The organism is Acidimicrobiales bacterium, assembly GCA_035533595.1.
GTDB lineage: Bacteria > Actinomycetota > Acidimicrobiia > Acidimicrobiales > Bog-793 > DATLTN01.
This window is the reverse complement of sequence record DATLTN010000025.1, coordinates 25,914-52,243: the sequence shown is the minus strand read 5'-3', so window position 1 is coordinate 52,243 and position 26,330 is coordinate 25,914. Positions and strand designations below refer to the sequence as shown.

Here is a 26,330-nt window from a genome sequence, read left to right as displayed (position 1 = left end):
GTATCGCTCAGCCGCCGACGGCGACCTTGCGCACGAGGGCCTCGGCGTCGGCGGGCGGCTCGTCGCCGACCCAGGAGACGAACTGGTCGGGGCGCACGAGGACGAGGTGCCTGCCGTACTCCTCGCGCCCGCCGTCATAGGAGTCGCGCACGACGGTGAGCGGCACCTTGTGGGCCGCTGCCGCTTCCTCGATCCCCTTGGTGGCCGCCTCCTCGACGCCGAAGGCGAGGAGGGTGAAGCCGGTCCCGAGCGCCTCAAAGACGTTCTCGCCCGAGCTGAGGGGCTGCGGCGCGAGGTGGAAGCCCGCTCGCGCGAGCAGCGAGTGCGAGGCGTGGATGCCGGGCGTCGCGCCGGGGGTGCCCTCGACGACGGGGGAGCCGTCGTAGTTCTGCACGAAGTCCTGGGGGGCCGCAGACTCCGAGCTGCGCTCCTTCCAGGCCGCCTCGAAGTCGGCGAGGTCGCGCTCGGCGTTGTGCAGCTTCAGCCACTCGTCCTCGTCGATGATCCCCTGGGCGATCATGTCCCGGCCGATCTCGGTGAAGACCGCCTGGCGCTCGGCGTCGTAGGAGTCGAGGAGGCCGTCCGCGCCCCAGCCGTCGAGGACCGCGGCGAGCTTCCAGCCGAGGTTGGTGACGTCCTCGAGGCCGTTGTTCAGCCCTTGGCCGCCGTAGGGGGGGTGGGCGTGCGCGGCGTCGCCGGCGATGAAGACCCGTCGGTCGCGGTACCTGTCGGCGACGGAGATCCGCAGGTTCCAAAAGCCGAGGTGCTGGAACTCCGCGTCGAACTCGAAGCCGGCGGCCTCCTGCATCACCTTGAGGACGTAGTCCTTGTCGTCGGAGGTGGCGTCGGCCTTCACTGGGCCGTGGAAGAAGAAGGTGTTCTCGGCCTCCACCCGCCCCCAGAACTGCCAGGCGCCGTGCATCTCCGGGTTGATCACGTGGAAGGTCGTCCGTTCACCGAAGCGCTTGGTCCCCTCGTGGAACTCGGGGGAATGGATCACCGCGAGCGCCATGCGGGTCTCGAAGTCGACGCCGCGGCGCTCGATGCCGAGCTCGCGCAGCACGATCGAGCCCGTCCCGTCGCAGCCGACGAGGTACTCGCCCTCGAGGGTCTCGTCCTCGTAGGGCCAGACCGAGGAGGTCATCTGCACCTGCACGCCCTCGGCGTCCTGGGAGATGCCCTTGGCCGTGCGCTCGAACAGGACGGTGACGTTGTCGAGCTGCTCGACGCGGCCGCGCAGCACCTCCTCGGTGAGGTACTGGGGGAGGCGATCGTTGCGCTGGAAGTAGTAGGGGCCGAGCTTGTTGCGGGCCTCGCCGCTCGGGTACCACCAGTCGCTCACGAGGTTGGGGTAGGCGTTGATCCCGCCGATCGGGTAGCCCGGCGGCAGGAGCCGGATGGTGCGGATCTCCTCGAGGCAGTTCCAGAAGTAGAAGTGCTCGAGCGAGCGGTGGGTGAGCCCTTGCCCCTTCGGCAACCGACCGACCTCGCGACCGCGCTCGACGACGGCGACGGAGAGCCCGCGCTGGCCGAGCTCGACGGCGAGCGCCATTCCCACGGGCCCCCCGCCGACGATGATCACCTGGTAGCGCTGTGCCATTGCCTGTCTCCTCGGAGGTCCGGGCGCGACCCTGCTAGGTCGGCGCCGCTCGGTGGCCAATCTTGGCTCGCGCCAACGATCCGTGCACGGAGAGTCCGTTGAGCTGGACGGGGAGCTCCCGCTACCAGCTCTCGCGCTGATCGGGGATCGCGAAGGTGAGGGCGATCGTCGCGCACAGGAAGAGCGCGAGCACCCAGAAGATGTGCGCCTGCGCGATGCCCTTGTCGCTGCTGCGGGCGAGGATCGCCGTCACGGTCGAGACGCAGAGGATCGAGCCGGTCTGGCGGAAGGTGGCGCGCAGCCCCGAGATGGCGGCCACCTGGTTGGGGGCGAGGGCGAGGGTGGCGTTGTTCGCCGCCGGCGCGACCGTGCCGAGGCCGATGCCGGAGGTCATCGCGAAGAGGCTGAGCCAGAGGTAGCCGGAGAGGCCGCGGGCGCCGATCGACAAGAAGACAAGGCTCACCGAGGCGACGCCGAAGCCGAGCACCATCGGTAGCCGGTAGCCGGTGCGGCGGAGGTTGTAGGAGGCGAGGGCGGCGAAGAGCACCATCCCGACCGCCTGCGCGCTGAGGACGGTCCCCGCCGAGGCCGAGCGGATCCCGTAACGGTTCTCGGCGTACAGCGGGATCAGCACCCCGAAGCCGAAGCCCGCCCCGCCGAACAGGACGTTCAGGACGTTCATTGCCCCGAAGTTCTTCCCCTTGATGAGACGGAGGGGGATGATCGGGTGCGGAACCCGCCCGATGTGGCGGATGAACAGCGCCCCGAGGGCGATCGCCGCGAGCCCGGGCACGAGGACCCCGGGGCTCGTCGGCGAGGCCGAGGCCCCGCCGAGGGTGGTGATCGAGAGCATCCCCGTGACGATCGTGCAGGCGAGGAGGGCGATCCCGCGGACGTCGAGCGGCTCGGGGCTGCCCTTCGCGCTGTGCGGGACGTAGCGCACGATGAGCACGATGAGCGCCGCCCCGATCGGGAGGTTCACGAAGAAGATCCCCCGCCAGTCCCAGTACTGGGTGATGATGCCGCCGAAGATCGGGCCGGCGACACCGCCGATCGGGAAGATCGAGGAGAACATCCCGAGCGCCCGGTCGCGGTTGCGGCCGAAGTGGTCGGCGACGATGCCGCTCGCCGAGGGGAGGAAGCCACCGCCGCCGAGGGATTGCACGAGGCGGAGGGGGATGAGCACGTAGATGCTCGTCGCCAGGCCGCAGGCGACCGAGGAGACGGTGAAGACGACCGCGCAGGCGACGAAGAGGCGCTTGCGGCCGAACTGGTCGCTGATCCGCCCTGCGAGGGGGAGCATCACGATCTGGCCGAGGCTGTAGATGGTGATCGTCCAGCCGAGCCAGTTGAGGCGGGAGTGCAGCGCGGAGCCGATCCTCGGCAACGCCGTGGCGACGATCGTCGAGTCGACCGACGCCATGAACAGCGCGATCGCGCAGATGAAGAAGATGAGCCGCCGCCGCGGCAGGGGCTCGACGGTCCGCCAGTCCGGTGGCTCGTGGGGGGCGATCGGCACCTCGCCGGAGTCCCCTGCCGGCAGCAGTGGGCCGCGCCCGGGCGCGGCGCGGAGATTGGAGCGTTCCGCGCGGCCCATCACCGTCACGCTACCAACGATGTTTTGGCGGCTCTCCTCAGAAGAGGGCGGCCACGAAGGCGGCGACGCGCTGGGTCCAGCCGGCGAGCTCGTCGGGGCTCGAGGCGACCGAGAGCTCGCTCGGCCCGATGAGGCCGGCGAGCGCCTCGGCCGTCGTGAGCGGGTGGGCGGGGTCGCCGCTCCAGGCGAGGATGAGGCTCGGCGCGGTGATCGTCGCGACCTCCTCGCGGCTCGGCAGGTCGGCGAACGCCGCGCCGCGCAGCACCTCTGCGAGGCGGCGCGCCTCCCAGGCGCGCGTCGCCGCGAGCGTGCGCGCGCGTCGCGTCGGGTCGTCGGCGTAGGGGTCGGGGAGGGGCTGCAGCGCGCGTAGGCGCACCAGCGCTTCGACGCCGTGCTCCTCGACTGCCGCACCGGTCTCGGCCCACAGCGCCGCCCTTTCGGCGCGGCTCTCCCACGCCGTCGGGGGGATGACGAGCACGAGGCCGCGGATGCGCTCCGGGGCGATCACCGCGGCGTGCAAGGCGGTGCCGCAGCCCATCGAGGCCCCGCCCGCCACGTAGCGGCCGATCCCGCAGTGGTCCGCGAGCGCGAGCTGGTCGTGGGCGAGCTGCTCCCAGCTGTAGCTCGTGGCGGTGTGCCCCGAGGAGGAGCGGCCGTGGCCGCGGGCGTCGTAGCGGACGAGGCGCGCCGGGACCTCGCGCCAGTCGATCGGCGACATCTCGTCGTCGTTCGCCCGCGAGCCGGTGAGGCCGTGGCCGAAGATGAAGTCCGGGCCGGTCCCCGAGACGTGGAACGCGATCTCGGCGCCGCGGATCGGGGCGCGCTGCTCGGGGGAGGCCATCCCCGGATCGAAGCACAGCCGGGCCTGCCGTGCTGTACTGCCCCCGTGGCGGTGGAGGTCGTCGTCGAGGTGGGCAAGCGCAGGACCTTCGCCTCCGCGCTCGACTGGCCGGGCTGGAGCCGCTCGGGGCGCGACGAGGAAGGGGCCCTCGGCGCGCTCGAGGACTACCGGGGTCGCTACGCCGCCGTGCTGCGGGTCGCCGGCGTCACCGCCGTGCCGCGCGGCGGCCTTACCGTCGTCGAGCACCTGGTCGGCGACGCGACCACCGATTTCGGTGCCCCCAGCCGCCCCGCCGCCGCCGAGGCGCGAGCCGCGGCGCGCGCGGCGCTCACCCGCCAGTGCGGCTGCCTCGCGGCTTGCTGGGCGGCGCTCGGGACGGCCGCCGCGGCCGCCCCGGCGAAGCTCCGCAAGGGGCCGCGGGGTGGTGGCCGCGACCGTGACGCGATCGTCGCCCACGTCCTCGCCGCCGAGGTCGCCTACGGCCGCAAGCTGGGCCTCGGCCGCGACCTCGACGCGGAGCAGCGCCGTCAGGCGATGCTCGACCTCCTCGGACGCCCCCGTGGGCGAGCGGTCCTCGAGCGGGGCTGGCCGGCGCGCTATGCCCTCCGCCGCATCGCGTGGCACGCCCTCGACCATGCCTTCGAGATCGAGGACAAGGCGGGCTGAGGGGTCCGGACGCGACACGCCGCCGGCGGCGCGCCCGAGTGCGCACCGCCGGCGGCGGTCCCGTGGGGAAGGCCTGGTCAGTCGGGGATCACGAAGCTCGCGATCGGCTGGACCAGCTTGTGGGCGACCGGCGAGCCGAACCAGACGGCGTCGCCGTAGTTGTAGATGTTCCCACCCAGGGTGACGAGGTAGTAGCCCTTGCCGTCGAGGCTCGTGGCGAAGGCCGACACCTTGGAGGGGAGACGCCTGACGCTTGCCTTGGAGCCGTAGAAGGGCGCGTCGCCGAGGTTCCAGACGTTGCCGTTCGCGCTCACGAGGTCATAGCCCTTGCCGTCGCCACTCAGCCCGAAGCCGACGATCGGCGCCGGGAGCGTCCCCCTTGCTTTGGAGCCGTAGAACGCTGCGTCGCCGTAGTTGTAGACGTTCCCGAGCTTGGTGACGAGGTAGTAGCCCTTGCCGTCGGCGGTTGGGGCGATGGCGACGACCGGGCGGGTCTTCGCGACGACCGCGAGCGAGGAGTACGAGACGGCGTCACCGAAGGGGTAGACGGTGCCGTTCCGGCCGACGAGCCAGTAGCCCTTCCCGTCGGGCGTCGCCGCGAAGGCGCCGATCGGCGAGGCGAGCTTGCTGGCGGCCTTGGAGCCGTAGAAGGGCGCACCGTCCTCGTTGTAGACGTTCCCGAGCGCCGTCACGAGGTAGTAGCCGGTCGTGCCCGGGCTACGGCCGACAGCGACGACCGGACGGATCTTCGGGTTCACGCTCACCGTGGTGGTGCTCGCGACGGCCTGGCCGTAGGCGAAGACCGTGCCGTTCTTCTCGACCGCGAGGTACCCCGGCGCGGCTGGCTGCGCGACGACGAGCGAGAAGCTCTGCTGCACCGTCGAGACGGTGTTGGTCGCGCTGAGCGTGACCGGGTAGGTCCCCGCCGCGCTCTGCGCCGTGCCGGTGATCGTCGCCGTCCCGTTGGTGCCGACCGTGAAGGAAAGCCCCGCCGGGAGGTTGCCGCTCTCGCTCACCGTCGGGGTGGGCGTGCCCGTCGTCTGCACGGTGAAGGTGAACGCCGTCCCCGTGGTCGCGGTGGCGGTCGCCGCCGAGGTGAAAGCGGGCGCCTGGCCGGCGAAGTAGTCCTCCGCGTTCGAGATGGGGTTCCCCGATCCGTCGAGGCCACCGGCGACGAGGAAGACGCCGCCCGGGAGGAGCGCCCCCGCCGCAGCGTGGCGCGCCGTGGCGAGCGACGAGGTGGTGGCCGTCCAGGTACCGGTCGTCGCGTTGGGGGTGTACATCTCCGAGCTCGCCTGCGTGCCGCTCGAGTTGATGCCGCCGGCGATGAACATCTGGCCGTTCGGGAGGACGGCCGAGGCGGCGCCGTCGCGGGCGGCGTTCATCGAGGCAGCCGAGGTCCAGCTCCCCGCGTTCGGGTCGTAGAGCTCGGCAGCGCTTGTCGCCGCGCCCCCGGTGGTGACGCCACCGGCGACGAGGGCCTTGCCGCTCGAGATCACGCCCACCTGCGCGTCACTCACCGCAGTCGGCATCGCGGGCGTCGGGGTCCAGGTGTTCGCGCCCGGATTGAAGACCTCGGCGGTGCCGAGGATCACGCCGCCGGTCCCGGTGCCGCCGGCGGCGAGGACGTTGCCCGTCGGGAGCACCGTCACCACCGCGCTCGCCCGCGCCGACCCCATCGTGTCCTCGGTGGTCCAGGTGTTGCTGGCCGCGAGGTAGAGGTAGACGGCGTTCGTCGGCGTGGCCGCGGTGAGCGAGCCGGTGTCACCGCCGACGACGAGGACGTTGCCACCGGGAAGGAGCACCGCGGTGGTGTTGAACATCGGCGGGGCGCCGCTGCCGGTGGTGGTGAAGGTCCCCGAGCTCGGGTCGTAGGTCTCCGCGGTGGTCACCGCGGCGCCCGTGGCGTCGACCCCACCGACGACCAGCACCTTGCCGTTGTTCAGGGTGATGCTCGAGGCGTCGGCTCGCGCCGTCGAGGGCGCGCCGGTGGTCGCCGCCCAGGTGCCGTTGCTGCCGCTCGAGGGGCTGTAGAGCTGCGCGCTGTCGACGGCCGCGCTGCTCGCGCTCTTCCCGCCGACGAGGAGGACCTGTCCGTTGTTGAGGACGCTCGCCGTGGCCTGCGAGACGCCGGTGACGAGGTTGCCCGTCGCGGACCAGGTGTTCGCCGTCGCGGCGACGGCGGCGCCGGCGCCGGCGAGGGCTGCGGCGCCACCGATCGAGGTGAGGGCGAGCCCTCCGAGGAGGAGCCGCAGGCCCCCGCGATGGGTCGAGCGCGACACTGGTCGGGCTCCGGGTCGGACGTGACGGGCGCGCATCGGCAACCACCTCGATTTCTCGGTGTTGAAGGACCCTCCAGCCAGTTATTTCGACCAAAGGTTGGGTTTCTCCGCGCATGATGCGCGGCTACGGAAGCGCAATTGCGACCGTAATCCTTCTTTACCGTTCGATTACTGCGTTCAACCAGCCCCTAATAGAGCCATCGCATTTCCTTGGCAGCGCTCTAATGGAGTTGCGCCGCATCGCGGGTAGAGGGTGGGATTCTGTCACAGGATTAGCTGATATCACGTGGGCGACGTGGGCTTTCGCCCCGCCGATGGCCCGCCCGAAAGCGCTGCGGCGCGCCCCACCGCCCGCCCGCGGCACACTGGAGGCATGCCTGCCCAGTTCATCTACTCGATGCGCGACCTGCGCCGCTTCTACCCGCCCGACCGTGAAGTGCTGAAGGGGATCAACCTCTCCTTCTACCCGGGCGCCAAGATCGGCGTCATCGGGTCGAACGGCTCGGGGAAGTCCTCGTTGCTGCGGATCATGGCCGGCGAGGACGACGGCTACACCGGTGAGGCCCGCCTCACGCCCGGCTTCACCGTCGGCTATCTCCCCCAGGAGCCGCAGCTCGACCCCGACAAGGACGTCGTCGGCAACGTGACCGACGGCGTCGCCGAGGTGCGTGCCCTCCTCGAACGCTTCAACGCCGTCTGCACGGCGATGGGGGAGCCGGACGCCGACTTCGACAAGCTCCTCGAGGAGCAGTCCGACCTGCAGAACAAGATCGAGGCAGCCGGCGCCTGGGACCTCGACCGCACGCTCGAGATCGCGATGGACGCGCTCCGCCTCCCGCCCCCCGACGCCGACGTCACGACGCTCTCTGGCGGCGAGCGGCGGAGGGTGGCGCTCTGCCGACTGCTGCTCGCCAAGCCCGACCTGCTGCTCCTCGACGAGCCCACCAACCACCTCGACGCCGAGTCGGTCGCCTGGCTGGAGCGGACGCTCCAGGACTACCCCGGCACCGTCGTCGCGGTGACGCACGACCGCTACTTCCTCGACAACGTCGCCGGCTGGATCCTCGAGCTCGACCGCGGGGCGGGGATCCCCTGGGAGGGGAACTACTCCTCCTGGCTGGAGCAGAAGCAGGACCGCCTGGCGCGCGAGGAGCGGGTCGACAAGAGCCGCCAGGAGACCCTCCAGCACGAGCTCGAGTGGATCCGCCTCTCGCCGCGTGCCCGCCAGTCCAAGGGCAAGGCGCGCATCAACGCCTACAACGACCTCGTCGCCGAGGCCGAGCAGGCCGAGCGGCGCGGCGACGCCCTCGAGATCACCATCCCCGCCGGCCCTCGCCTCGGTGACCAGGTGATCGACGCCAAGGGCGTCGAGAAGGCCTTCGGCGACCGTCTCCTCGTCGACGGCCTCTCCTTCATCCTCCCGCCCGGCGGGATCGTCGGCGTCATCGGCCCGAACGGCGCCGGCAAGACGACGCTGTTCAAGATGATCGTCGGGGCGGAGAAGCCCGACGCGGGCAGCCTCGAGATCGGCCAGAGCGCGGTCCTCGCCTACGTCGACCAGTCCCGCGACGAGCTCGACCCGAAGGCCACGGTCTTCGAGGAGATCACCGGCGGCGCCGACCGGATCGTCGTGAACGGCCGCGAGCTCCAGTCGCGCGCCTACGTGGCGAGCTTCGGCTTCCGCGGCTCGGACCAGCAGAAGACCGTCGGCGCCCTCTCCGGCGGCGAGCGCAACCGCGTCCAACTGGCGAAGGTCCTGAAGTCGGGGGGCAACGTGCTGCTCCTCGACGAGCCGACGAACGACCTCGACGTCGACACGCTGCGCGCCCTCGAGGATGCGCTGCTCGCCTTCCCGGGCTGCGTCGTCGCGATCAGCCACGACCGCTGGTTCCTTGACCGCATCTCGACCCACGTCCTCGCCTTCGAGGGCGACTCCGTCGTCACCTGGTTCGAGGGCAACTTCAGCGACTACGAGGAGGACCGCCACCGGCGCCTCGGGGTGGACGCCGACCAGCCGCACCGCGTCCGCTACAAGCCGCTCGCACGCGGCTGAGAGGGCTGGCGCGCAGCGCCTGCGAATAGCATCGGCGCGAAGGAGAGGAGGCCGGGGTGGCACTCGACGGTGAGTACGAGCCGAGTCCGCGTGACTGGGTCCGCGAGCAGGTGGAGCGCTACGAGGCGAGCGGCGGGCGCGAGGCGAACACGCTGCGCGAGACGGGGCTGCCCGTCGTCATCGTGACGATGCGCGGCCACCGCAGCGGCAAGGTCCGCAAGATCGCGCTGATGCGCGTCGAGCACGGCGGCGAGTACGCGCTCGTCGGCTCGAAGGGCGGGGCCCCGGAGGACCCGTTGTGGGTGCAGAACCTGCGCACCAACCCCGCGGAGGTCCGCCTCCAGGACGGTCCCGCGCTGGTCGAGGGGGCGGTGCACGAGGCGCACGGTGCCGAGCGCGCCGAGTGGTGGGAGCGGGCGGTCGCCGCCTACCCCAACTACGCGGAGTACGCGACCCGCACCGAGCGCGAGATCCCGGTCTTCGTCTTCACGCCGGCCGACTGAGCGCGCCCGCCGCGACCTAGCATCGCGGCCATGACCGACACCGCCGCGCCGCAGTTCGACCTCGTCCGAGTCGACGTCTCGGGCCACCCGGTCCTCCTCGTCTACGGCGAGCTGGACGTGATGACCACCCCGCGCCTGCACGAGGCCCTCGAGCAGGTGGTCGCCGAGGAGCCGTCGAACGTCCTCATCGACCTCGCGAACGTCACCTTCCTCGACTCGACCGCGCTCGGCGCGCTCGTCGTGGCCCACCGCCACATGCAGGACCGCGGTGGCGAGCTGCGGCTCGTGGCGGTGCCGCCCGCGGTGGCGAAGGTCTTCGACATGACGGGGCTCACGGAGCGCTTCCACATCTACGCCGACGCCGACTCGGCGGCGGGCCCGAAGGGCTGAGCGGCAGCCCGGCTGTACGGCGGGGGCGGGCGCGGCGAGAATCGTGCGACCGAGAGGGAGGGGTCTCCAATGACTGTGGAAACCGAGGCAAAGAGGACGAGCCCGCGCGTCTTCACCTTCATGAGCGAAGAGGTCGAGCAAGCGAGGGGCATCGAGCCCGGTCAACGGGGGGTCGAGTTCGAGCTCCCCGGGACCGAGGAGCTCACGGCGCGGGTGAAGGTCTACATCGAGGGCGGGGAGAACGAGATGCACTCCCACCCGCTCGAGGACCACATCTTCGCCTGCCTCGCCGGCACGGCGACCTTCCACATCGAGCGGGACGACAACACCTGCGAGGTGAGCGCCAACGAGGCGGTGCTGCTGCCGAGAGGGACGCGCTACTGGTTCACCAACACCGGTGAGGGCAACCTCGTGATGATGCGCCTCGGCAGCGGTCCGGGCGCCCGCTACCGCCTCGACGCCGCGGGCAAAGAGATGACGAGCTCCGGTGTCACCTGGAAGAAGAACGAGGGCCGCGTCCTCGCCTGACGGCGCCCCACCGCCCCCGAGGCGGCCTGCGGGACCTCGACGGCACGATCACCTCGGCCCGGGGGCGGAGGCTCACATCGGTGGCGGCCCACCTCCCGGCCCGGGGTCGGGGAGCGGTGGCGCCCCGCCGGAGGAGGGCTCGCCCGCGGGGTCGGGGAAGACCTGATCCCCCTGCGGCTCGACCGTAGGGTGCTCCTCGATGTCGGCGAGGAACTGGTGGCCGCAGGCCGGGCAGCGGGCGTAGCCGTCAGTCTGCTGGTGCGCCGCGGGGTCGAAGACCTCCCCGCACTCGGGGCAGGGCGTCATCCGCCGTGGCCCATCGAGCGCGCCCGCTCGATGGTCGACTCGGCGACCTTGCTCGCCCGCTCGACCGTCGACTCGGCGACCTTGCTCGCCGTCTCGCCGAGGCGCGAGGCGAGGTCGGACTCCACTATCCGCTGGGCGACGTGCCGCACCCGATCGGGCACCTCGGCGTCGAGCGCCCACTTGTTGGCCCGCTGGGTCACGTGATGCAGCCACTCGGCCGCTTCGTCCGCGTGGTCGCGGGCGTACTCCGCGCCGTGCGCAGCCTGTTGCACCGCCTTCGCGAAGGCGTCGATGAGGATCCCCACGCTCGCGCCCGTGAGGCCGCCGATGACAAGGCCTTTCCATGAATTCCGCATGCGCGCGCGCTACCCCGCGCCGGAGGGTGTCAAACGGCGTGCAGCACTTCGCTGTCAGTCGTGCGGGCACTGCCCCGAGCCCGCAGGCGTCGTGATCGGCGCGGCGAGCGTCGCGCCGGTGATCGACGAGACCCCCGAAACCGCGCCCGCCGCCAGCAGGGCGGCGTTCCCCGAGACCTGACCGGCGAAGGCGGCGGCGAGGAAAGCGGTCGTGACCTTCTGCACGGTGGCCGCGGCGGGGTCGCTCCCGTTGTAGGCGCCGAGGTGGGTCGCGCTGTGCAGCTCGAGGAAGTACTTCGGGCTCGCGATCGCGTCGTAGAGCTGCACCGCCTGCCAGGGCGCGGCGCAGGTGTCGGCCGCGCTCTGCACAACGAGCAGCGGGGCGTCGGCGGCGGTCGCCGCGCTGTAGTGCTGGCCGCTGATCGCGAACTCCCCGCCCGACAGGGCGAGCACCGCGCCGACCGGCAGGCCGCTCACCGCGTAGTTGGAGTCGTAGGCGAGGGCGGCGACGGCGCTCGCGCCGTCGGAGTGGCCGGCGAGGGCGATCACCTTCGGGTCGAAGGCGCCGTGCAGCCAGCTCGTGGTGCTCGCCTCGAGGCCGAACAACTGGTGGAGCGCGAAGGCGACGTCGGCGGGTTCGTTGTAGACGTCGGCCTCGGGGGAGCCGTGCGGGAGGTTGGCGGTATAGGCCGCTTCGGTCGCGGGATAGGTGGTGTCGGGGAAGTCGATGGCCGCGACCACGTCTCCGGCCTTCACCCAGGCGTCGAGGAGCGCGTCGTAGTCGCCCGGCTGCAGGCGGAAGCCCGTGGCGAAGACGACGAGGTGGGCGCCCTTGGAGAAGGCGGGCTTGGCGCCCTTGGTCTCCGCGGCGGCTGCCCCGAAGCGGGTCGGGTAGCGGACCTCGATGCCGAGGGTCCGCCCGGCGCTGCTCTTGCCCGTCGCGTAGTTGTAGGTGGTGCGGCTCGGATCGGTGACCGAGAGGTCGCGCACCCCCACCTCAAGGCTCCGCGAGGCCTGTGCGGAGTGCAGCGTGTGGTGCGGCGGCGGCTGATGGGCAGCGACGGGTGGCTTCCCGCCGCCCGTCGACGTGAGGAGATAGATGACCAGCGCGAGCAGCGTCGCGAGGCCGCCGAAGACGACGGCACGCCGCCGTCGGTACACGGCGGGCGAGGGGCGGGGAGGTCGCGCCAGGGGTGCGGGGGCCGATCGCATCCTGCGAAGGGTAGATGGCCGCTACCTCGGCGGCTACTGGGAGATGATGGCGGAGTGGAGGTGCTCCCGCTCGCCCCCGGCCACCTCACGGGCTGTCTCGCCGTGGCAGCCTCGCTGCCGGAGTGGTTCGGCTACCCGCACGCGCTCGAGGGGATCGAGCGCTCGCTCCGCTCCGAACGGGGACTGGTCGCAGTGGAGGCGGGTGCCGTCGCCGGCTTCGTCTCCCTCGCCGAGCGTTTCGAGGAGAGCGTCGAGATCACCTACCTCGCTGTGCTCCGCGAGCGCCGCCGGGAGGGCCTCGGGCGCCTGCTCGTCGCCGCGGCGCGTGACGCCGCCGCCGAGGTCGGGGCCTCCGGGCTGTGCCTGCTCACCCTCGGCCCGAGCGCCGGGAGTGCGCACTACGCCGAGACCGTCGCCTTCTACCGGGCCGTCGGCTTCTGGCGGACGAGGGAGTGCCGGCTCGCCGAATGGGGCGGCGCGCCGGCGCTGCTGATGACGGCCCCGCTCGAGCGCCTCGGTTAGTCAGGCTTCCCTGCGCCAGGGGAGGGGGGCGACGGCCTCCTCGTCGGCGAGGAAGAGCGCGGCCACCTCCTCGAAGGCGACGGGGCGGCCGGCCCAGGCGTCGACGCCGACGTCGACCATGCGGCCCCTCCGCCGGTACTGGCCGTGCAGGTGGCCGTGTACCAGCCGCTGGCCGAGGTCCGCGGGCCGCAGCTCCTCGAAGCGCTCCTCCCCGAGGCTGTCCCCCTCGTAGGGGAAGTGGCAGGCGAGGACGGGCGACTCGAGGCCGAGGTCGAGCTCGCGGCTCCCGTAGGTGATGCTCCTGAAGCCGGCGGCGCGATAGCGCGCCTGCCACTCGGGGCGTCGCGGCCCGGCCTCGAAGGGGCGGTCGTGGTTGCCGACCACGAGATGCAGCGTGCCCTGCAGCTCCGAGACAAGCGGGAGCGTCTCGGTGACCCGACCGAGCACCACGTCGCCGAGGACGAAGACCTCGTCGCCCGGGCGGACGCGCTCGTTCCAGGCGTCGATCAGCCAGTCGTTCATCTCCTCGACCGAGGTGAAGGGGCGTCCCGTGTACTCGCAGATCCTGGCGTGGCCGAGGTGCAGGTCGGCGGTGAGGAAGCGGACCATCACCCTGGTCTAGTCGCCGTTAGTGGTCACCCCCGGGGCCGTGCCCGTGGCCGTGATGGGGCGGTGGCGGCGGCGGTGGCGGCGTCGTCGTGGTGGTCGTCGCGGTCTGCCCGAGCGCCCCGCCGAGCTGACCGAGGGCGATCGCGAGGCTCCCCCCCGCCGTGCCGCCGATCGCGCCGCTCTGCACTCCTGCTGCAGCCCGGCTGAGGAGCTGTTGGTAGGCGGCGGCCTCGGCTTGCGGGTTTGCCCCCGAGAGGAGCGGGTTGAGGGCGTTGAGCAGCCCCTTGCCGGCGTCGCTACCGATACTGCCGTTGGCCATCCCGGCCTGCACCGCGGCGAGCACGGCGTCCGCGGCGCTCGAGACAGGCGTGGTCGAGGCGACGGGCACGGTGGTCGTCGGCGCGCTGGTGGTCGTCGAGGGCGCGGTCGTCGTCGGCGCGCCGGTGGTCGTCGTCGCGCCGCTCGCGCCGACGGCGGCCTGTGGATTTCCGCCCCCGCCGAGCAGTGAAGCGAGGAGGACGCCGATCCCGACGAGGAGAAGCACCCCGACGACCGCTGCCCGCCGCAGGCCGACCGGCTGGCGCGGCGCGGCCTCCTCCCGGAGGCTCGAGTAGGCCACGGTGTCCCCGCCGAGGGGGAGCGTCTCGGCGCCGAGGAGTGCGGTCGGCGCGAGGACGGCGGTCGCCGCCTCGTCGGCCGGCGCGCCGGCGGGGAGGGTCGCACCACCGCCGCGCAGCTCGGCGTCGAGGCGTGCCGAGACGAGCGCGGCCTGCGGGCGGTCGGTCGCGTCGCGGGCCGTCATCTCGCCGATCAGCCCCCGCCACTCGGGGGCGAGGTCGTCGAGCTGTGGCCCACGGTAGAGACGGGCGGCGGCCATCTCCGCGGGGGTCCCCTCGAACGACCGCTTGCCGGTGAGGGCTTCGTAAAGGACGAGACCGAGCGCGTAGACGTCTGCGGGCGGGCCGACCGCGCTCCCCTCGACCTGCTCGGGCGCGAGGTAGGCGGGGGTGCCGATGGCGTGGCCGGTGGCGGTGAGGCCGGTGGTGTCGAGGAGGCGGGCGACGCCGAAGTCCGCGAGCCAGACCCCGTCGTCCTCGCCGATCAGGATGTTGCTCGGCTTCACATCGCGGTGGATGACGCCCTTGCCGTGCGCATAGGCGAGCGCCCGCGCCACGGCGTCACCGACGCGGGCGACGTGGTCGGAGGGGAGGGGGCCGCGCAGGAGCGCGGCGGCGAGCGTCTCGCCCTCGATCAGCTCCATCACGATGAACGCGCGGCCCTCGCTCTCGCCCGCGTCGTAGAGGCGGACGAGGTGTGGGTGGCTGAAGCTCGCGAGGGTGCGCCACTCGGCCTCGAAGCGGCGGGGGTCGGCCGTCGGGGCGTCCCGGAGGAACTTCACGGCGACGTTGCGCCCGAGGCGGAGGTCACGGGCGCGGTAGACGTCCCCCATCCCGCCGCGGCCGATTTCGTCCCCGAGCTCGTAGCGCTCGTCGAGGAGCACAGAGGAGGTCATGGCCCCGCGAGGCGGCCGGCCGCGTCGTCGCGCACGTCCTTACTCTGCCCCGTCGCGCGCCCCGCTACGCAACAAAAGCCGATGTCCGGGCGGTCGACCGTTGACCTAACGTCCCCGCTATCGGCACCGACCGCGTCCCCGCGCCCCCCGCACCGAGCGGTGCCGACCCTCTCGGGTCGATGGCCGCGGCGAAGCACCTGCTGCGGCTCCGTTTCTGCCTTGTCTGTCACGACGAGACGACCGACGAGATCTGCTGCACCTGCGAGGCCCCGACCGTGCCGCGCGCCCGCGCCTGACTCTCCTCCGAAGGCGCTCAGAGGGTCGGCAGGAGTCGGCGACCGAGGCTCTTGCCGAGTGCCTGGCCGCGCAGCCGCCCGGCACGCACGAGCTCGCCGCTGCGGCGACGGGCGGCCTCCACGCGCGAGAGCGGGGCGGGCTGCTGGCGGCGGGCCACGAAGGCGGCGATCGACCGCGAGAGCGCGCCAGCGGGCGCGAAGGCCGCGGCGCGCAGCGCCGCCACGTCGGCGGTGACGCGGCCGGTGACGGTGTCGAGGACCTGTCGGTTGCCGGCCGTCGCGACCGGTGACCAGGCGGCGATCTGCGCGGCCACCTCCTCCGCGCGGGCCTGCAGCTCAGCGGGCTCCACGACCTCGCTGACGAGCCCCATCGCGAACGCCTCGGCGGCGGTGAGGGCGCGGCCGCCGAGGAGCATCGCCCGCGCCGTGCTCTCGCCGAGCTCCTCGACGAGGAGACGGGTCCCCGCCTCGGAGTAGACGAGGCCGAGGGCGCAGGCCGGCACCGCGAAGCGGGTGTCGCGGGCCGCGATGCGCACGTCGGCCGCGAGGGCGAGCTCGAGACCGCCTCCGATCACGTTCCCGGAGAGCGCGGCGACCACCGGGCGGGGGCTGCGGCGGAGCGGCGCGAAGTTCGCCTCGTGGGCGATGAGCGCCGCCGCCTCGCCGGCTGCCGCCTCGCGGAGGTCGTAACCCGCGCAGAAGTCCGGGCCGTCGGCGCTCAAGAGCACGACCGCCGTCGCCGCGGGCGCGTACTCGACGAGCTGCTCGAGGCGATCGATCGTGTGCCGGCCGAGGACGTTGCGCCGCGCGCCGTTCACGAGGCGCAGCTCGAGGACGTCGGGTGCCGGGTGGCGCGCTTCGACCTCGGTCGGCCCGGCGGTGTGCGGGACACGCGCCGCACCCGGGCGTGCCGCGAGCGCTGAGAGGCGCTGGCGGAGGGGCTCGATCCGCTTGCTGAGGCTGGTCGTCACACCGCTCACGCTACCGGTCCCCCTCGCGGGGGCCGTCCCGGCTCAGACGTCCTTGGTGTACAGCTCCTCGGGCATCGAGGAGGAGAGGCCGACCTTCGCGAGTCCCTCCTCGAAGGTCTCGCGCACGTAGGGATCCTCGGTGGCGAAGCCGATGCTGTGGCCGCCGAGCGAGATGTTGCTGTTCCCGGCGACGCCCGTTTCGCTGTCGTAGCCGCGGTAGTTCTTCGGCAGCGGGCCGCCCCACATGTTGAAGACCCGGAAGGGGTCGGCCGAGACAGCGAAGTGCTGGTGGAACCAGTCACCGCCGCCCGGCGCTGCCGAGACGAGGCCGCCAGGGATGTAGTCAAGGCGGTTCACCTTGTCCCCGTGACCGTCTTTCCACGGGGTCTGGCCGCAGTCCTTCGGCCAGTTGAAGGTGTAGCCCGCGCCCCGCAGGCAGACGAGCACCGCCTGGGCGTTGTGGTAGTGGGCCCGCGCGTAGCGCCCGGGTGGGTACTGCGCGATGAACGTGCCGATCGCCTCGTCCTGGAAGCCCTGCCAGGCCGGTTGCACGCGCCGGTAGCCGGGGGTGCGCTGGTTGTCGAGGGGCAGCTCGGAGTTGATGATGTCGGGGTAGAAGTTCGTGCGCGCCTGCGCGCGCTTGGTGGTCGGGATCGCGTAGATCTGCTCGTCGTACTTGTAGAAGTCGGCGTCCTCTCGGTAGTGCTCGGGGAAGATGAAGTCGTTGTTGAAGATGAAGTCGTCGTTCTGGAACATGTTCATGATCGGCGGCGCGTTCGTCGAGGCGATGATCAGCACCCTCTCGTTGGTCGCGTTCACCAGGCGGTGCATGACGTTCGGGGGCAGGTAGAAGAGCGATCCCGGCTGCCATTCGACGACCTGCTTGTGGTCCTCGCGGATCCAGGTCTCGGTCGTGCCCCGCCCCTCGAGGACGAGGTAGAAGGCGTGGTAGACGTGGCGCTCGGGGTTGAGGACGCCGCCGCCCGGGATCTCGAGGACGAACATCGACTTCATCCCGTCGAGCCCCGACAGCGAGAGGTAGGCGCCGTTGCCGCCGAGGCGCGGCCAGGGGCCGAGGTCGAGCTCGCGCACGTCGTGGAAGCCGATCGCCGAGTAATTGGGGACGCCCTCGGCGGCGATGAACTTCTCCCACCGCGTCGACTGGGCCTTGCCCTCCTGTAGCCCGGCCCGCTGCTCCTCGCTCGTCGGCTCCTGGAAGAGCTCGGTCGTCACCTCGTACCCCCTCGTCGGTCCACGCTGGCGCGTGATTACTTCGACCCTCTACTTATCACCTCGCCGACGCGCCGTCGAGGTCCCGCAGCGGCCGCTCAGGGCGCAGCCGGCGCCGGTGCCTCGAGGCGGGAGCGCACGCTCTGACCGACGCTCGAGTCGATCCCCTTCGGCCAGCTCCGCTTCAGGGGATCGGCGACGTGGAACTGGAAGCTCCCGATGCGCTCGATCGACATCTCGACGGTCTCACCGTCCTGGATCGGACCGAGCTCCTGGTGGTTGGTGCCGACGAAGAGCAGGTCGCCGCGGCGGAGGGTCATGAGCGTCGACAGCCACGCGATGCACTCGGCGATGTAGTGGCCCATGTCGCTCGTGTTGTAGTCCTGACGGAGGACCCCGTCGACGGAGAGCCGCACCTGCAGCGCGTGCGGGTCGCCGAGCTCGTCGGGGGTGACGATGCACGGGCCGATCGGCTTGAAGCCGTCTCCCGACTTGCCGAGGAAGCCCCAGTTGAGACTGTCCGAGGCCCGCTCGGAGATGTCGACGCCGGCGGTGTAGCCGAACACGTACTCCATCGCGTCGGCCTCGGCGATGTCGTGGCCGTCCTTGGAGATCACGCAGACGAGCTCTGCCTCGTGGTGACAGATCTTGAACTCGTGCGGTGTGAGGACCGTGGTGCCGCCGGGGTCCATCACCGCCTCGGGCGAAGCGAGGAAGGCGTTCAGCGGGAGCGGTGGCTTGTCGGTCCCCTCACGGAAGTTCGTCGCCATGCACATGATCTTTCCGGGATTTGGGACCGGCGCCCGGAGCTGCACTTCGTCGAGCGGGCGCGCCGTCCCAGAGACGGCGAGCTCGTCGAGGCGGGGGCGCAGCGACGACCAGCTCGCGATCAGGGTGTCGACCACGTGCGCCGCGTCGGCGGGTCCGTCGAGGAGCGAGGAGGCGTCGACGACGCCGTCCTCGCGCAGGATGCCGAGCCGGTAGTCGTCGAAGAGCACGAGCTTCATGGGGACCCCCTTACGGGCGCGGCGGCCGCCGCGCGAGGTGCGGTGATTGTTCCACGCTGCCCGACGGGTGGCCCGGCGACCTCACACAGCCGGTTCGAGCACCGCCAGCAACTCGACGTGCTCGGTCATCGGGAACACGTCAAAGGCACGCAGCGAGGTCATCGCCCAGCCGGCGTCGAGAGCGACCCGCAGGTCGCGGGCGAAGGAGGCAGCGTCGCAGGAGAGATAGGCGATCCGCCGCGGCGGCGGGTCGAGCGCGACGAGAGCCGCAGTGAGCGCCTTGCCGGCGCCCTCACGGGGCGGGTCGAGGACGACGAGGTCGCTCCCCGCGAGCGCGCCGGCGAGAGCAGCATCGACCGGACGCGCCCAGACCTCGACCTGCGCGACCCCCGCCGCGTTGCGTCGGGCGTCGCCTGCGGCGGCACGGCTGCGCTCGACCGCGACGACGCGCCCCTCGGGGCCGACCGCGTCCGCGAGGAGCAGGGAGAAGAGGCCGACACCGGCGTACAGATCGACGACGGACTCGCCCCGGCGCGGCTCGAGGGCGTCGATCACGGCCTGCGCGAGCACGGCAGGGGCGGCGGTGTGCACCTGCCAGAAGGCCCCGGCGCTCACCCGGAAGCGCCGGCCGAGCACCTCGGGGTGGCCCGCGCGCGGCTCGCGCAGGACACGGTCCTCGACGACGAGACCGGCCCCTCCGAGGTCAGCGGGGAGGTCGCCGACACGCACCCCCTCCCGCCCCGGCACGACGAGGACGGTCGCGCCGTTGCCGTCGCCGGCGGCGAAGCCCTCCACCTCCGCCGCGCCCCTCCAGCGCGCCGCCTCGATCCCGAGCGCCTCGAGCTCGGGCGTCGCCACGGGGCAACGCGTGAGCACCTCCACGTCGTGCGAGCGGTGCCGGCGGAGGCCCACGGCGCCCGAGGAATCGACCGCGAAGCGCACCCGGCTCCGCCAGCCGAGACCGTCGGCCCCGCCGGGGAGGGCCTCGACGACGACCGGGTGCTCGACACGGGCGACGCGCAGGAGCTGCTCGGCGATCAGTCGACTCTTCAGCTCCCGCTGGTGAGCGAGGTCGATGTGCTGCCAGTCGCAGCCGCCGCAGCGCCCCGGCCCGGCGTGCGGACAGGGCGGCGTGACGCGCGCGGCCGAGGCGGTGAGCACCTCCTCAGCGTCGGCGCGGAGGAAGTTCGTGGTGACCGCAGTGACCACGGCGCGCACCCGCTCACCCGGAAGCGCGTGGCGGACGAAGACCACCCGACCGTCGGGGGCGCGCCCGACACAGCCCCCGCCGCTCGCGATCGCGCCGGTGTCGAGCTCGAGCTGGTCGCCGACGGAGAAGGCGCTCGGTGCCGCCGTGGCGGTCTCTGTGGGTGGATTCGCCGCGGGAGGTGGCACCCCCGCAGTGTCGCGCCACGCGCGCCGGCCGCTCGCACGGGCGGCTCGACGTCGCCCTGACCGGGTAGAGAGGCCTCATGAGCCCCGTCGCACGTCGCGGACTCGCCGCCGCCGGCCTCGCCGTCGCACTGCTGGTCGGCGTCTCCCTCCTCGCTCTCGGGCGCGGCTCGCCGGCCACCGGTGGTACGTGCGTCCCGGCGGGGACGACCGTCTGCCTCACGAGGGCGGCGGGCGGTCGTGTCGAGCACGTCCGCCGCGGCGTGCAGGTGACCCTCACGCTCGGCAACGGCACGAACCTCTGGGGCCCGCCGCTGCTCGGCGGGAGAGGGCTCGCCGCCGTCGGTGAGCCGGCGCGCCTCGGGCGCGGCTACGTCGCTCACTACCGGGCGACGGAAGACGGGACAGCGACGATCCAGGCAACCGAGCGCCCGTACTGCCCGCCGGGCACCGCCTGTCCGCAGTACATCCTGCTGTGGAGGACCGAGGTCGTCGTCTCGCGATGACGGTCCCTCAGGCCCCGATCGCCCGGCCGATGAGATGGCCGAGGCCGTAGGTCACCCCGGCCGCGGCGAGGCCGAAGACGAGCTGACGGGTGCCGGAGAAGAGCGCTCCCCGCCCGGTGAGCAGGCTGATCAGCGCCCCGATCGCGAAGAGGCCGAGCGCCGCGAGGGCGATCGCGAGGGTGACCCCCGTGCCGCCGCTCGTGAAGGTGTAGGGCAGGATCGGCAGCACCGCCCCGAGCGAGAAGAGCACGAACGACGAAGCGGCCGCCGAGTTCGGCGAGCCGCCGAGCTCGTCGGGGTCCAAGCCGAGCTCCTCGCGGACGAGCGCGTCGAGGGCCGTGCGCTCGTCGGCCATCAGCTGCGCGGCGACCCGCTCGGCCTCGTCCTGGGGGAGCCCCTTCGCCTCGTAGATGAGCGCGAGCTCCTCCTCTTCCTCGTCGGGGACGCTGCGGATCTCCTCGGCCTCGGTGCGCACCTGGCGGCGGTAGAGCTCACGGGCGCTCTGCACCGAGATCCACTCGCCGATCGCCATCGAGCAGGAGCCGGCGAGCAGGCCGGTGAGGCCCGTGACGAGGATCGCCGCCCTGCGGAGGTCCGCCCCCGCGACGCCCATCACGAGGGCAAGATTGGAGGTGAGGCCGTCGTTCGCGCCGAGCACGGCGGCCCGCAGCGCGTTCCCGCCCGGTGCCCGGTGACGGCCTTCGAGCTGGGCGAGGGTCTCCCCGGCGACGCCTCGCGGCGAGCCGCCCGCGACGTAGCGGAGGACCCGCGCGTGCGAGCGCTCCTGTGAGCGCATAGGGGTGCCCTCGGTCTCCTCCTGGTCGTCGTACTCGGTCTGGTTGGCGCTCTCCAGCGTGGCCACGACCGGGAGGACGAGGTGCGCCCCGAAACGGCGGGCGATGAGGCACATCACCCGCGCCCGCCAGGAAGGGCGACGCGTGCCGACATCGACGCCACGCTCGCGGAGCTCTGCCTCCCAGAAGCCGAGGTGACGCTCCTCGACGTCGGCGAGGCGGCGGTAGACCGAGGCGAGCTGCGGGCTGGGCTCGGCGCCGGCCATCGCCCGGTAGACGGCGGCGGAGTCGATCTCGCCTTGGCGGTTGTCGAGGAAGCGGCGGACGTCCGGGTCGGCGATGGCGCACCCCCTGTGGTCGGTTCCACTTCCATCATCGCGGCCGCGGACCGCGCTTGCGTAGTGATCCCGCGGGGGGGATGGCGCGTACCTCACGGTGGAGCGCCGCGCGGGTGGCACCCGGGAGGAGTGGACACGTGACAGCTCGACCGGTGGCACGCGGGCCGTCGCAGCGCTGCTCGCGGCTGCCGCCGGTAGCGCCGCCGGCGCTGCCGGGGCCTCGGCCGCACTACCGGCCCGCCGCTCGGCCGCCCCGTCCGCCGCGGTGGTGGCCGTGCTCGCGAAGAGCCGGCTCGGCACGATCCTCGTCACGCCGGCGGGAGGGACGCTCTATCGGTACGCCCTCGACCGGCCGGGCAGGGGTAGCCCGCGGTGCCTTGGCCACGACCGGGCCGCCACTCCTCCTGCCAAGGGAGGCACCACGGCGCGCCGCGGCAGTGGGGTCGGCACGCTGGGAACGGTGCGCGATCCCGGCGGCCGCCTGCAGGTCACCTGGCGCGGCAGCCCGCTCTACACCTACTCGGGCGACAGGAAGGCGGGAGCGACGGAGGCGAAGGTGTGGCCGGTCGCTGGTCGGTGCTGAAGACGGCAGTGGTGAAGTCCCGGGCGCGAGTTCGACAGTAAAGCCGCGTCTCACGCGCCCGCTGACCCTACGAGCACCACCACCAGCGCGGCCGCGCCCGCTGCGACCGCGACGCTCGGCCGACAACGACGAGCCAGCCCCCGGTGAGCAGCACTTCACCGCCGACGACGACCCAAGCTCCGACGACGACGCTCCCGCGCACCACCACGACGACGACGACCGCTCCGGTCGGGCATCGCCTCTGAACCTCGGGGCCCGGCTGGCAGCGTCCGCGGCAAGGCGGCGCCCCTACGACGGTCGCGCTGCCGAGAGACCCATCGGCTGTGCCATGGGTGAGCGCGACGAGGGCGCCGATCGCTCGGCGCCCTCGTCGTCGACCGTGGTCGGCGTGCCGTTACTGCGGCGGACCCGCGGCGAGCGTGAGGGCGGCCGTCTTCGCGGTGCCGCTGGCGTCGACGTAGCTCACCTGGACGGTCCTGCCCGGGCGCAGCGGGAAGAGCGCAGCCGAGAGCGAGGCGTCGGAGGTGATCTTGGAGCCGTCGATGGCGGTGATCGTGTCGCCGGCGGTGAGGCCCGCCTTCGCGGCCGGCTCCCCGGCGACGACGCCGGAGATCTGCACACCACTCACCGCCGGGGCGCTCGGGGTGGTGGTGCCCTGCCCGATGGAGCTGCCGCCGACCCCGGGCACCTCGATGCAGTTGCCGTCGAAGCAGACCGAGCCGCTCCCGTTGCCGCCGAAGCCGCCGAAGGGGTTCGCGCTGCCGCCGCCATTGCCCGCGCTGGGGGTGCCCGTCCCACCGAGCTCGACGCCGAGGAAGGCCGTCTTGCCGATGTGGATGGCCGCGGTCCGCTTGCCGGCGACGATCTTGTCGGCGAGCGCGACGGCGGTGTTGATCGGGATCGCGAAGCCCTGGGTGATCATCGTCGAGCCGAAGCCGCCGAAGTTCGAGTTCGTCGACCCGGCGGTGTCCATGCCGATCACCTGGCCCGAGCTGTTCACGAGCGGGCCACCCGAGTCGCCGGGCTCGATGCCAGCGTTCGTCGCGAACAACCCGGTCAGCTGCTCGCTCTGGGAGATCGAGGTGCCGTCGCTCGCGGTGATCGACCGGTCCTTGGCGGTGATGGTGCCGCCGGCGTAGCTGGGGGTCCCGCCCCGTCCGCCGGCGTTCCCGACCGCCACGACCTCGTCCCCCTGCTTCACTGCCGAGGAGTCCGCGGTCTGCACGGTGGAGAGGCCCGAGGCGTTCTCCAGCTGGATGACGGCGACGTCATCCCGCTTGTCGTATCCGACGACGTGCGCGTTGTAGGTCTTGCCGTTGCCGACGTCGTAGACCGACATCTTCGAGGCTTCGGCGATCACGTGGTTGTTCGTCAGCACCTCGCCGTTGGAAGTGAGGACCATGCCGGTGCCTGCGGCCGCGCCACCCGAGATCGTGGTGTTGATGTCGACGAGGCCGGGGTCGACGCCGCTCGCGATCGACGAGGCGTTCGCCGGCCCCGTCCCACCTGAGCCGCTGTTGCCCGAGCCCGCGCCATTGCCGTTCCCGTTGAAGTAGTTGCAGAAGTAGGAGACGTTGGTCCCGACGCAGTTGTTGCCGTTGCCGTTGCCGACCTTCGGGGTGAGTGCGCCGCCAGCGCTCGTGGTCGTCGTCGCCGGGCCGGAGGCGCCCCACGCGAGGTGTCCGATCGCGACACCGGCGCCGGTCGTCGCGAGGAGGCTGGCCGCCAACATTCCCGAAAGGGTTCTCCGCCGCCGCGTGGGGCGGGGGAGTGGAGTGCCGAGGGGCTCAGCGAACGACCACTCGGTGGCCGGGTGGTCCTCAGCGGGGAAACCTTCCATCTTTCCTGGCTCCTAGATGTCGCCAGCAGTGGCCCCTGCCACCGCAACTGGCCTCTAGTTAACCGGCTGTGCCTGAGAACTCGTTGAGGAAGCTCTGTGAATCCGGTACTGATTCACCTGAGACTCGGCGCTCAGCTGGCGCGGCGGTGCGCGACGCTCTCGCGGGCGGTCATCGCGGTGATCGTGAGCCGACGGGGGACGGGCAGCTCGGCGACCGCGCGGAAGTCCCTCTCCTCGTGGAGATGGCTGTGCAGTGCGAGCGGGTGCTCGTGGTGCGCGACGCGCCGCAGGAACTCAGCAAAGGCGCTCACCGCCGCGGTGAAGGCGACCAGTTCGGCAATGGCGGGCAGGTGACTCATCGAGCGCTCCTCGGGTGCGACGGATACTCCGCCTCTACCCGCGCCCACCGAAATCAATCGCCAGCGAGCGTCAGCCCAGCCCGCCCGCGCCGACGGGCGCGAGCGAGGTCGTCGTGACGACCGGCAGCCCGGGGATCGAGGCGGGGACGGTGGCGAGGCTCGAGAAGGCGACGCCACTGTGCTCCGGACTTCCCCGGAACATCGGCCAGGCCGCCGATGCGAAGTCCTGGACCGGGAGGCGGTAGCTGAGGATCGTCCCCGGCGTCCGGAAGGTGGGTGGCCCGCCGCAAGCCTCGACCGCGTGCCATCCCGCGCGCGCGTTGTCGGACTGCACGTCGATCACGGCCACCGAGTTGTAGACCCGGCAGCCAGGGTTGATCGCCGCGAACTGGTTCGACCCGTTGGTGCCGAAGAGGAAGGCGCCCGTCGCGCCGTCGAGCGGGTAGAGGCCGTTCGGCGAGCCGATGAGGACGTCGTTCAGCACGCCCGCGGTGGTGGAGCTCGGCTGCGCGGAGCTCGCCTGCAGCGGCACGAGGACCGGGGACGCGAAGCTCTCCGGCCCCGGTAGCGACGCCGACCAGATGAGGCGCCCACTCCCGTTCCAGGCGTACACCTTGGAGAGGTCGGTGAAGCAGTTCGAGGGGCGTGGCCCGGTGCAGTCCCAGGAGGTGGCCACGACCGCGGGGTTGCCCGAGGAGTCGATGACGCCGATCGCCGCCGAGCCAAGGGTCGGGCCCGCGGTCGACACCGGCCAGCCGGGCACCGGTGCGCCGCTCGCCGCGTCGAAGGCGAAGAGCTTGCTCGTGTCCGAGGGAAAGGGCTGCTCGAAGAAGCTCGTCCCGACGATCACGACGGGCTGATGCGAGGTGCCGATGAGGCCGACCACGGGGCTCGACCAGATCGATTGGTTGAGGCAGTGGAACCACTCGCGCACGAGGCCCGGCCCGGTCTTCAAGGTGTCGGGGTCGAGGGCCGCGCTCGAGAAGCGGTAGTCAGCGATGAAGCCGCCGACGCAGCGCTGATGGTTGCCGAAGGGGCGCCCCGATGCGTCGCTCCCGAGGAAGATGTCGTCGGCCCTCTGCCCGGGCAGCCTGTACAGGGCGGGAGACGACCAGATCGTGTCGGCGTTGTCGTAGGCGAAGCCGAGCTGGTTGCCCGCGCCGTCGAGCACGTAGATCCGGTGGTCCCAGGAACCGAAGACGATCTGTTCCTGGCCGTTGCCGAGCACGTCACCGACGGCAGGCGTGGAGATCACGCCGGTGGCGGTCCCGGTGGCCTGGCCGACATGGAAGACGAAGCGCTCCGCGCCGGAGAGCCGCCATGCCTCCACCTCGGCGGCGCTCGAGTGCACCCAGGTGGAAGCGGCGCCGACGATGATCGAGGGCGCGTGCCGCCGGCCGTCAAGAAAGGCGATCGTCGGGCTCGACTCGATGGCGGCCGACTGGCCGGGCGTGACCGCGAGGTGGTGTGGCCAGCCGGGGAGCTCGTTACCGGTGGCCGCGTCCATGACGTAGACGAAGCCGTTCTCGGCGCCGACCGCGACGATGGTCTTTTTGCCCCACACCGCGGTAGTCGGCGAGCTCTGGGTGACGTAACCGGCGCTGCGGCCGGTCACCGTGCGCGCGATCCACGCGGCGCCGGGCCAACTGACCGACGGCGCGATGTGGGTCTGCGGCGTGGACGTCGCCGAAGCGGCGGTGATCGCCGCGAGCCCGAGGACGAGTGCAGCAGCGCTCGCCACGACGGACAACCTGAATGACACTGAGCAGGGCGTTCTACGCATGCTGTCGTTCTCCTATTTGTAACAAACGTTAGTGCATTGAACTGGTCGTCACTGCTCAGGTCGCCGCAACCGTTGCTTGTGGGCGACGCCGTGTTGCAGCGCCGCGTCCTGCGGCTATTCGCTCCGAGCGGGGGGAGTCTTGGCAAATGGATCGGCCGAGCAACCGCTTGTTGCGTTCTCAAGGCCTCTCGTGGAGTGTCGGTCTCGGGAGCTCGTGAGGAAGGTGCCCGGCGCCTCTTACGCCCTGATGCCG

25 protein-coding genes are annotated in these 26,330 nt (G+C 72.0%); 8 read left to right on the top strand and 17 right to left on the bottom strand.

What is annotated here, in order from left to right:
• Positions 1-7: 7 nt before the first annotated feature.
• The 3 genes from VNF07_04775 to VNF07_04765 all read right to left on the bottom strand — a co-directional run bounded on the left by VNF07_04775 (position 8) and on the right by VNF07_04765 (position 4,038).
• The gene (locus VNF07_04775; protein HVB05548.1) at positions 8-1,600 is read right to left on the bottom strand and encodes an FAD-dependent oxidoreductase; all 1,593 of its coding nucleotides are present in this window, start codon (positions 1,598-1,600) and stop codon (positions 8-10) included.
• A 121-nt stretch (positions 1,601-1,721) separates the two neighbouring features.
• Complete coding sequence (locus VNF07_04770) at positions 1,722-3,197, bottom strand: MFS transporter (GenBank protein ID HVB05547.1); 1,476 nt, start codon at positions 3,195-3,197, stop codon at positions 1,722-1,724.
• Between the two features lie 37 nt (positions 3,198-3,234).
• Positions 3,235-4,038, bottom strand: a complete 804-nt coding sequence (locus tag VNF07_04765) for an alpha/beta fold hydrolase (GenBank protein HVB05546.1) — start codon at positions 4,036-4,038, stop codon at positions 3,235-3,237.
• Positions 4,039-4,083: 45 nt separating this feature from the next.
• On the opposite strand from VNF07_04765, the gene VNF07_04760 reads away from it, so the two are divergent.
• Positions 4,084-4,704: a hypothetical protein gene (locus tag VNF07_04760; protein HVB05545.1), complete on the top strand. Its 621-nt coding sequence runs from the start codon at positions 4,084-4,086 to the stop codon at positions 4,702-4,704.
• 77 nt (positions 4,705-4,781) lie between these two features.
• Here VNF07_04760 and VNF07_04755 read toward each other — a convergent pair whose 3' ends face one another.
• Complete coding sequence (locus VNF07_04755; protein HVB05544.1) at positions 4,782-6,986, bottom strand: kelch repeat-containing protein; 2,205 nt, start codon at positions 6,984-6,986, stop codon at positions 4,782-4,784.
• 373 nt (positions 6,987-7,359) lie between these two features.
• Here VNF07_04755 and ettA point away from each other — a divergent pair, with 373 nt between their 5' ends.
• The 4 genes from ettA to VNF07_04735 all read left to right on the top strand — a co-directional run bounded on the left by ettA (position 7,360) and on the right by VNF07_04735 (position 10,460).
• Positions 7,360-9,039, top strand: a complete 1,680-nt coding sequence (gene ettA, locus VNF07_04750) for an energy-dependent translational throttle protein EttA (protein HVB05543.1) — start codon at positions 7,360-7,362, stop codon at positions 9,037-9,039.
• A gap of 56 nt (positions 9,040-9,095) precedes the next feature.
• Entirely contained in the window at positions 9,096-9,542 is a 447-nt protein-coding gene (locus VNF07_04745; protein HVB05542.1) for a nitroreductase family deazaflavin-dependent oxidoreductase, read from the top strand.
• A gap of 30 nt (positions 9,543-9,572) precedes the next feature.
• A complete protein-coding gene (locus tag VNF07_04740) occupies positions 9,573-9,932 on the top strand; it encodes an STAS domain-containing protein (protein ID HVB05541.1) in 360 nt (119 codons plus the stop codon).
• Between the two features lie 69 nt (positions 9,933-10,001).
• The gene (locus VNF07_04735; GenBank protein HVB05540.1) at positions 10,002-10,460 is read left to right on the top strand and encodes a cupin domain-containing protein; all 459 of its coding nucleotides are present in this window, start codon (positions 10,002-10,004) and stop codon (positions 10,458-10,460) included.
• 72 nt (positions 10,461-10,532) lie between these two features.
• On the opposite strand, the gene VNF07_04730 is transcribed toward VNF07_04735, so the two are convergent.
• Genes VNF07_04730 through VNF07_04720 form a run of 3 tightly spaced genes read right to left on the bottom strand, consistent with a single transcriptional unit; the run spans position 10,533 to position 12,283 of the window.
• Positions 10,533-10,766 (bottom strand): hypothetical protein, encoded by a 234-nt coding sequence (locus VNF07_04730; GenBank protein ID HVB05539.1) that lies wholly within the window; start codon positions 10,764-10,766, stop codon positions 10,533-10,535.
• Positions 10,763-11,122, bottom strand: coding sequence for a hypothetical protein (locus tag VNF07_04725; GenBank protein ID HVB05538.1), 360 nt, complete (start codon positions 11,120-11,122; stop codon positions 10,763-10,765). The genes VNF07_04730 and VNF07_04725 overlap by 4 nt, the downstream gene beginning before the upstream one ends.
• Positions 11,123-11,176: 54 nt before the next feature.
• On the bottom strand, positions 11,177-12,283 hold the full coding sequence (locus VNF07_04720; protein ID HVB05537.1) for a hypothetical protein: 1,107 nt from the start codon (positions 12,281-12,283) through the stop codon (positions 11,177-11,179).
• Between the two features lie 105 nt (positions 12,284-12,388).
• Here VNF07_04720 and VNF07_04715 point away from each other — a divergent pair, with 105 nt between their 5' ends.
• Positions 12,389-12,856 (top strand): GNAT family N-acetyltransferase, encoded by a 468-nt coding sequence (locus VNF07_04715; protein HVB05536.1) that lies wholly within the window; start codon positions 12,389-12,391, stop codon positions 12,854-12,856.
• On the opposite strand, the gene VNF07_04710 is transcribed toward VNF07_04715, so the two are convergent.
• From VNF07_04710 to VNF07_04685, 6 genes are all read right to left on the bottom strand, one after another.
• Positions 12,857-13,465, bottom strand: a complete 609-nt coding sequence (locus VNF07_04710) for a metallophosphoesterase (GenBank protein HVB05535.1) — start codon at positions 13,463-13,465, stop codon at positions 12,857-12,859.
• A gap of 19 nt (positions 13,466-13,484) precedes the next feature.
• Positions 13,485-14,978, bottom strand: a complete 1,494-nt coding sequence (locus tag VNF07_04705) for a serine/threonine-protein kinase (GenBank protein ID HVB05534.1) — start codon at positions 14,976-14,978, stop codon at positions 13,485-13,487.
• A 313-nt stretch (positions 14,979-15,291) separates the two neighbouring features.
• Complete coding sequence (locus VNF07_04700) at positions 15,292-16,245, bottom strand: enoyl-CoA hydratase/isomerase family protein (GenBank protein ID HVB05533.1); 954 nt, start codon at positions 16,243-16,245, stop codon at positions 15,292-15,294.
• 42 nt (positions 16,246-16,287) lie between these two features.
• Positions 16,288-17,478, bottom strand: coding sequence for a cupin domain-containing protein (locus VNF07_04695; protein ID HVB05532.1), 1,191 nt, complete (start codon positions 17,476-17,478; stop codon positions 16,288-16,290).
• Positions 17,479-17,573: 95 nt separating this feature from the next.
• Positions 17,574-18,482, bottom strand: a complete 909-nt coding sequence (locus VNF07_04690; GenBank protein HVB05531.1) for a fumarylacetoacetate hydrolase family protein — start codon at positions 18,480-18,482, stop codon at positions 17,574-17,576.
• Positions 18,483-18,563: 81 nt separating this feature from the next.
• Positions 18,564-19,877: a TRAM domain-containing protein gene (locus tag VNF07_04685; GenBank protein HVB05530.1), complete on the bottom strand. Its 1,314-nt coding sequence runs from the start codon at positions 19,875-19,877 to the stop codon at positions 18,564-18,566.
• A gap of 77 nt (positions 19,878-19,954) precedes the next feature.
• Here VNF07_04685 and VNF07_04680 point away from each other — a divergent pair, with 77 nt between their 5' ends.
• On the top strand, positions 19,955-20,380 hold the full coding sequence (locus VNF07_04680; protein HVB05529.1) for a hypothetical protein: 426 nt from the start codon (positions 19,955-19,957) through the stop codon (positions 20,378-20,380).
• 7 nt (positions 20,381-20,387) lie between these two features.
• Here VNF07_04680 and VNF07_04675 read toward each other — a convergent pair whose 3' ends face one another.
• The gene (locus VNF07_04675) at positions 20,388-21,440 is read right to left on the bottom strand and encodes a VIT1/CCC1 transporter family protein (GenBank protein ID HVB05528.1); all 1,053 of its coding nucleotides are present in this window, start codon (positions 21,438-21,440) and stop codon (positions 20,388-20,390) included.
• A 169-nt stretch (positions 21,441-21,609) separates the two neighbouring features.
• Between VNF07_04675 and VNF07_04670 the strand changes: the two genes are divergently transcribed.
• Positions 21,610-22,095 carry a hypothetical protein gene (locus VNF07_04670; protein ID HVB05527.1) on the top strand — a complete coding sequence of 162 codons (486 nt, stop codon included), beginning with the start codon at positions 21,610-21,612 and terminating at the stop codon, positions 22,093-22,095.
• Positions 22,096-22,489: 394 nt separating this feature from the next.
• Here VNF07_04670 and VNF07_04665 read toward each other — a convergent pair whose 3' ends face one another.
• The 3 genes from VNF07_04665 to VNF07_04655 all read right to left on the bottom strand — a co-directional run bounded on the left by VNF07_04665 (position 22,490) and on the right by VNF07_04655 (position 26,035).
• Positions 22,490-23,827: a trypsin-like peptidase domain-containing protein gene (locus VNF07_04665; GenBank protein HVB05526.1), complete on the bottom strand. Its 1,338-nt coding sequence runs from the start codon at positions 23,825-23,827 to the stop codon at positions 22,490-22,492.
• 239 nt (positions 23,828-24,066) lie between these two features.
• Positions 24,067-24,294: a hypothetical protein gene (locus tag VNF07_04660; GenBank protein ID HVB05525.1), complete on the bottom strand. Its 228-nt coding sequence runs from the start codon at positions 24,292-24,294 to the stop codon at positions 24,067-24,069.
• A gap of 70 nt (positions 24,295-24,364) precedes the next feature.
• Positions 24,365-26,035 carry a hypothetical protein gene (locus VNF07_04655; GenBank protein ID HVB05524.1) on the bottom strand — a complete coding sequence of 557 codons (1,671 nt, stop codon included), beginning with the start codon at positions 26,033-26,035 and terminating at the stop codon, positions 24,365-24,367.
• Positions 26,036-26,330 lie beyond the last annotated feature (295 nt).

Coding starts and splice junctions, on each gene's coding strand:
- VNF07_04680 (HVB05529.1), top strand. CDS start 19,955: ATGAGCCCCGTCGCACGTCGCGGACTCGCCGCCGCCGGCCTCGCCGTC.
- VNF07_04665 (HVB05526.1), bottom strand. CDS start 23,827: ATGTTGGCGGCCAGCCTCCTCGCGACGACCGGCGCCGGTGTCGCGATC.
- ettA (HVB05543.1), top strand. CDS start 7,360: ATGCCTGCCCAGTTCATCTACTCGATGCGCGACCTGCGCCGCTTCTAC.
- VNF07_04775 (HVB05548.1), bottom strand. CDS start 1,600: ATGGCACAGCGCTACCAGGTGATCATCGTCGGCGGGGGGCCCGTGGGA.
- VNF07_04690 (HVB05531.1), bottom strand. CDS start 18,482: ATGAAGCTCGTGCTCTTCGACGACTACCGGCTCGGCATCCTGCGCGAG.
- VNF07_04730 (HVB05539.1), bottom strand. CDS start 10,766: ATGACGCCCTGCCCCGAGTGCGGGGAGGTCTTCGACCCCGCGGCGCAC.
- VNF07_04765 (HVB05546.1), bottom strand. CDS start 4,038: ATGGCCTCCCCCGAGCAGCGCGCCCCGATCCGCGGCGCCGAGATCGCG.
- VNF07_04725 (HVB05538.1), bottom strand. CDS start 11,122: ATGCGGAATTCATGGAAAGGCCTTGTCATCGGCGGCCTCACGGGCGCG.
- VNF07_04705 (HVB05534.1), bottom strand. CDS start 14,978: ATGACCTCCTCTGTGCTCCTCGACGAGCGCTACGAGCTCGGGGACGAA.
- VNF07_04740 (HVB05541.1), top strand. CDS start 9,573: ATGACCGACACCGCCGCGCCGCAGTTCGACCTCGTCCGAGTCGACGTC.
- VNF07_04675 (HVB05528.1), bottom strand. CDS start 21,440: ATGGCCGGCGCCGAGCCCAGCCCGCAGCTCGCCTCGGTCTACCGCCGC.
- VNF07_04660 (HVB05525.1), bottom strand. CDS start 24,294: ATGAGTCACCTGCCCGCCATTGCCGAACTGGTCGCCTTCACCGCGGCG.
- VNF07_04735 (HVB05540.1), top strand. CDS start 10,002: ATGACTGTGGAAACCGAGGCAAAGAGGACGAGCCCGCGCGTCTTCACC.
- VNF07_04770 (HVB05547.1), bottom strand. CDS start 3,197: ATGGGCCGCGCGGAACGCTCCAATCTCCGCGCCGCGCCCGGGCGCGGC.
- VNF07_04710 (HVB05535.1), bottom strand. CDS start 13,465: ATGGTCCGCTTCCTCACCGCCGACCTGCACCTCGGCCACGCCAGGATC.